4 protein-coding genes are annotated in these 5,535 nt (G+C 41.2%); all 4 read left to right on the top strand.

All coding sequences use genetic code 11. From position 1 onward, the window contains the following. The first annotated feature begins 195 nt into the window (after positions 1 to 195). Positions 196 to 801, top strand: coding sequence for a thymidine kinase (locus GX437_06805; GenBank protein NLJ07360.1), 606 nt, complete (start codon positions 196 to 198; stop codon positions 799 to 801). Between the two features lie 84 nt (positions 802 to 885). After that, on the top strand, positions 886 to 1,812 hold the full coding sequence (locus GX437_06810; GenBank protein NLJ07361.1) for an ABC transporter ATP-binding protein: 927 nt from the start codon (positions 886 to 888) through the stop codon (positions 1,810 to 1,812). Beyond that, positions 1,805 to 3,067, top strand: coding sequence for an ABC transporter permease (locus GX437_06815; protein NLJ07362.1), 1,263 nt, complete (start codon positions 1,805 to 1,807; stop codon positions 3,065 to 3,067). Before GX437_06810 ends, GX437_06815 begins: the two co-directional genes overlap by 8 nt. Before the next feature lie 172 nt (positions 3,068 to 3,239). Beyond that, positions 3,240 to 5,535, top strand: a 2,296-nt coding sequence (locus GX437_06820) for an HYR domain-containing protein (GenBank protein NLJ07363.1), incomplete at its 3' end; no start/stop codon positions are given.

Below are 5,535 nucleotides of genomic sequence, written 5' to 3' on the forward strand. Positions count from 1 at the left end.
AAATCGGAACTCGTAATTGTGAACTTAATCTGGCTATTCGCAGGGACAACGCAGGCTGATGAGGTTGAAATATTCGGTAGAGCGGCTAATATTTTATTATTCACCTTCCGGTTTTAACTGAAAAGCATCTTTGAAATTTCCGAAACTTCTTTCATTATAAAAAACGTAATTTTACACCTTCAAAAAAACAACAGCATGTTTATTGAACCGATAGTTTCGCATCAAAATTACCGAGGCTGGATTGAGGTTATTACAGGGCCGATGTTTTCGGGAAAAACAGAGGAATTGCTGAGAAGGTTGAAAAGAGCCACCATTGCAAACAGGAAAGTTATCATCTTTAAACCTTCCGTTGACAAGCGATACAGCGAAACCGAAGTTGTATCACATGATAAAAATGCACTAAAATCAATAGTTATCAGCCGGGCCATCGAAATTATTGACTTTCTGGATGATTCAGAAGTGATTGGTGTTGATGAGGCACAGTTCTTTAATGAGGCCATCATAGAAATTGCCCAATATCTGGCTTTCAGAGGAAAACGTGTAATAATAGCAGGCCTGGATATGGATTCTGACGGGAGGCCTTTCGGCCCCATGCCTAAGATAATGGCTACAGCAGAATATGTTACCAAGTTGCAGGCAATTTGTGTGGAATGCGGGAGTCTGGCCACTCATTCCTTCAGAATTGCTGAGGAAAAAGAGCATATCCTTCTTGGCTCACAAGACAAATACAAGCCCCTTTGCAGGTATTGTTTCCATAAATTTTATCATCAGGAAAATTTCAACCTGGAAACCAACAGTTAACATTACCCATGTGTATTCTGAAACTGAACTCATAAATCACTAATCATGAACAACTTATAATAAAAAATCACAATCAGCTAATCTATGAACATACTTGAAGTTAAAAACATCAGCAAGACTTATGGTAAAAAAAAGGTACTGAATCAAATTTCACTCGTTGTTCCGCAGGGTAAAATATATGGTTTACTTGGTCCGAACGGAGCAGGAAAAACAACGCTGATTCGCATCATCAATCAGATCATTGCCAGTGATGAGGGTGAAGTCTGGTTTAAAGGCAGTCCGATGACCAGAAACCAGGTGGAAAAACTCGGATATTTACCGGAAGAGCGGGGTTTATATACAAAAATGAAAGTCGGGGAGCATCTGATTTACATGGCCCAGCTCAGAGGAATCAAAAGCCTGAATGCACCAAAGGTTGTTAAAAACTACATGAGAGAATTCGACATTCTCGACTGGTGGAACATGAAGGTGGAGCAATTGTCGAAAGGGATGCAGCAAAAGTTGCAGTTTATCATCGCCATTATGCATTCACCTGACTTTGTTATCCTTGATGAGCCTTTTTCGGGATTTGATCCGGTAAATGCAGAATTCATCAAAAATAAGATTCTTGAGCTGAAAGAGCAAGGCGTAACTTTTATGCTCTCGACCCACCGTATGGATTCTGTCGAAGAGCTTTGCGACCATGTTACCCTGATTCATAAAGCCAATAAAGTATTGGACGGAGAAAAACACAAAATCAAATCTCAGTTTAAAACCAACAAATATGAAATCATTTACAGTCATACCAGCAGACCAGTTGAATCTGAAACACCGGTATTTCAAATCATCAGCAATGAAAAAAACGACAACCCCGACTGGATGACCCTGACAGTAAGCCTGAAACCCGGACGAACTGTCAATGAGTTGCTTCATTATCTTCTTGATAAGACAGAAATTCACGCATTCAGAGAATTGATCCCGGGCATGAATGAAATTTTTATTTCACTTGTTAAAGATGTTGAAAATGAATAAGATAGGTTATATAATAGGAAGAGAATATCTGGTCAGAGTCAGAAAAAGGACATTTTGGCTGCTCACATTTTTGTTGCCTGTTTTATACGGACTTCTGATAGGTTTTTCGGTCATGATGGGACGGAATCCCGGAATAGATGATCAGCAGGTGAATGTGTTTGACTACAGTGGTATCTTCAACGGGAAACTGAAAGATTCTGAGAACCTTCACTTCCTTTATCAAAAAACAGGAGAAGAAAAAACATTTATTGAATTACTGAAAAAATCTGAGAATCAACATGTTTTGGTTATTCCGGAATTCAATATTCAGGAAAATGTAAAAGTTGAATTGTATTCTGCAAAACTGGCGGCCACTTTTATTTCTGAAAAGGTAAAAGCTGAAATCCGCCAGGTGGTGAAGGATGAAAGAATCAGGTCGCTCGGTCTTAATCAGGAAATCATACAAAGTCTTGATCCTGAGGTAAATGTAGTCAGTCAAAAAATAACGGAAGCCGGAATTGAAAAAGATAATTCCATAGCAGCCAGCACTATTGCAGGTATTGCCGGTTTTCTGAACTATATGTTTGTTTTTGTTTACGGAAGCCTTGTCCTCAGAGGTATTCATGAAGAAAAGCAAAACCGTATTGTTGAAATCATATTAAGCACAGTCAAACCTTTCGAACTGATGATGGGAAAGATCATCGGTGTGGCATTGGTAGGCCTGACCCAATTTATGCTTTGGGTAGTGTTGATTGCCGGAATAACCATGATAGGTCTTCCTGAAGTAATACAGCAAAGCAATCAGATGTCATTACCAGCTGAAGCTCAGGATATTCTGAATACACTTTCTTCAATCAACTTTCCATTGGTACTTGGGGTATTCGTTTTCTTTTTCATCGGTGGCTACCTGCTTTACAGCTCACTGTTTGCTGCGGTTGCCGCTTCTGTTGATAATCAGGCCGATATGCAGCAGTTTACTGTTCCTTTATCCATTCCCCTTATTATTGCCATGGTTTCCATTAATGCAGTCATTCAGGCACCTAACAGCAGTTTCTCTGTCTGGATGTCGATGATTCCGTTCACCTCACCTGTGATGATGGTAGCGAGGGTTCCGTTGGGAGTCCCTGAATATCAACTTATTATTTCCATGCTGATCATGGTGGCTTCTTTTATTTTTACTACCTGGCTGGCAGCAAAAATTTACAGAATCGGCATTTTAGTCCATGGTTCCAAAATATCTTACCTTCAATTGTGGAAATGGTTATTTTATAAATAACCCTGTTTTGTTTTAATGTTTTATTTTTATTGGCTGAAAAAAACTGTAAATCCGGTAAATTAGTGTAGTTTGCACATTTTAAGCGGAGATTTACTATTTTTGAAAAATTTTCTGAATATTCAGGAGGGATGATATGAGTTATTCAACTGTAATAAAAAGCTGGTATGCGATCATGTTTTTCATGATTTTTTTGCATTCCGGCCCGCTGAAATCCAATACCTTCACGGTGAGCAATACAAATGATTCGGGAGCAGGTAGCCTTCGGAATACTATTCAGGCGGCTTCCTCAGACGATACCATTGTATTTTCCGCAGGTTTGTCGAACGACAGCATTGTTTTGACAAGCGGACAGATAATTATTACCAAAAATCTGGTTTTATTGGGCCCCGGGGCTAAACTTCTTGCCATCAGCGGAGGGAAAAACAGTCGTATTTTTGAAATTAACACCGGAATAAGCCTGATTATCAAAGACATTACACTTAGATTGGGATTCTCTGGAACTTCAAACGGAGGGGCTGTTTTAAACCATGGCTATCTTTCTCTCTACCGTTGCTATGTAGCTCATCATCATTCTTCTGCAAACGGAGGAGCCATTTTTACAAAAAACTTTCTGTATGTAGAAGACTGTACCTTTGCCTACAACAAAGCCGACAGCAACGGAGGTGCCATCGCCAATGAACTGGGCAGGGTAGAAATTTACAATTCCACCTTATCAAACAATTATGCAGGTGGACATGGAGGTGCATTTTTCCAGCGATCTGTCAACAGTTATATTCCTTATACTTTTGTTTACAGCTCAACCATTGTTGAAAACTATGCTGTTTTGACAGGAGGAGGCTTCACCAGCACCTTTGTGGATTACCGCGATACGGCCAAACTTGAATTTGCTTCGAGCATCATCGCCAAAAATACAAGTTCAATCAGTTACGGACATGATATTGCCCGGGGCTTGTCTTCCAGATGTTATATGCTTTCAAAAGGAAATAACCTGGTTGGCAACAGTGATTCAAGTGGATTTCAGGCAGTTACAGGAGACATACTTGGAAATTCCAAAGGGGTGCTTGATCCAAAAACAGGCCCGTTGAAAGATAACGGAGGCCCTACCCCTACGCATGCCCTGGGTTGCGGAAGCCCTGCTCTCGATTTCGGTGACCCTTTTCATTTGTTAAGTTATGACCAGCGCGGGTACAACAGGAAACATGGTGGAGTTGCAGATATTGGTTCCTTTGAAACGCAGACCGACATGTATGTTCCTCAGGTGGATATCGGTAAAGATATTGACACCTGCCTGAAGACCCACATTGTATTAAATGCCGGAAGGCCTCAGGACTCGGTCAACTGGCTGAAGATGAACGGTTTATCTTATTTACAGAATAGCAAAGTACTGAATTTTTTATCCTCATGGAAAGACAGCATTATTGCCGAAGTCATTTCCCCTGCCGGATGTGCCGGATATGACACCATCATCATTGGCTTTAAAGATGTCAACCTGCCGAAATTCACCTCCTGCCCTTCAGATATTAAAGTTTTCAGCAAGGGAAACAGTTGCGAGATTCCGGTTAGCTGGACATTGCCCACCGCCACCGATAACTGTGGTCTTGATACCATCATTGCCAGCCATCAACCGGGGGATACTTTTCAGACAGGAATGACAACTGTAACTTATCAGGCAATAGACTTTGCCAAAAACAAAGCCATCTGTTCGTTCAAAATTACAGTGTCGGATACCGTAAAACCTGTTATCAATAAAATCACAGACATTAATGGCATCACCGAGCCGGGAAAATGTGGTTCAGTGATTACTTACATTCCCCCAAAAGGAACTGACAATTGCCCGGGAGCTAACACTGTAAAAATCAAAGGGCTGGGTCCCGGATCATTCTTCCCTGCGGGAACCACCGAAGAAACTTATGTTGTTTCGGATGTCTCAGGGAATACCGATACTTCCCGTTTTTTTGTAAAAATTACAGACTGGGAAAATCCTGACATTGAACCACCGGCAAATATTTCAGTTTCAACCGATTCCGGGAGTTGTGCAGCCGTTGTCAACTACACTTTTCCGGTTGCAACTGATAATTGCCCCAATCCAAAACTGATCATGTTATCTGGTTTCAGCTCAGGAAGTGCTTTTCCGAAAGGGACCACAGTGGTAGCTTACCGCCTTGAAGACAACAACGGAAACTTTGACACCTGTTCATTTACGGTAACTGTCAATGACAATGAGAAACCCCGTATCACCTGTCCTCAGGATGTTGAGAGCTGTGACACCTTTGTCGTTTATCCCCTTCCACAGTTCAGCGATAATTGTCCGGGCAGTACACTTCAATTGATTTCCGGCATTGGCAGTGGCAAAGCTTTTCCTTACGGCACAACTACGGAAGTCTATGAGGTAACTGATCTGGCAGGGAATAAGAATACCTGTTCTTTTAATGTCCTGGTCAGCCCTGCACCAAAAATTGAAGCAGGAA

The organism is Sphingobacteriales bacterium, assembly GCA_012517435.1.
GTDB lineage: Bacteria > Bacteroidota > Bacteroidia > CAILMK01 > JAAYUY01 > JAAYUY01.

Coding starts and splice junctions, on each gene's coding strand:
- GX437_06805 (NLJ07360.1), top strand. CDS start 196: ATGTTTATTGAACCGATAGTTTCGCATCAAAATTACCGAGGCTGGATT.
- GX437_06810 (NLJ07361.1), top strand. CDS start 886: ATGAACATACTTGAAGTTAAAAACATCAGCAAGACTTATGGTAAAAAA.
- GX437_06815 (NLJ07362.1), top strand. CDS start 1,805: ATGAATAAGATAGGTTATATAATAGGAAGAGAATATCTGGTCAGAGTC.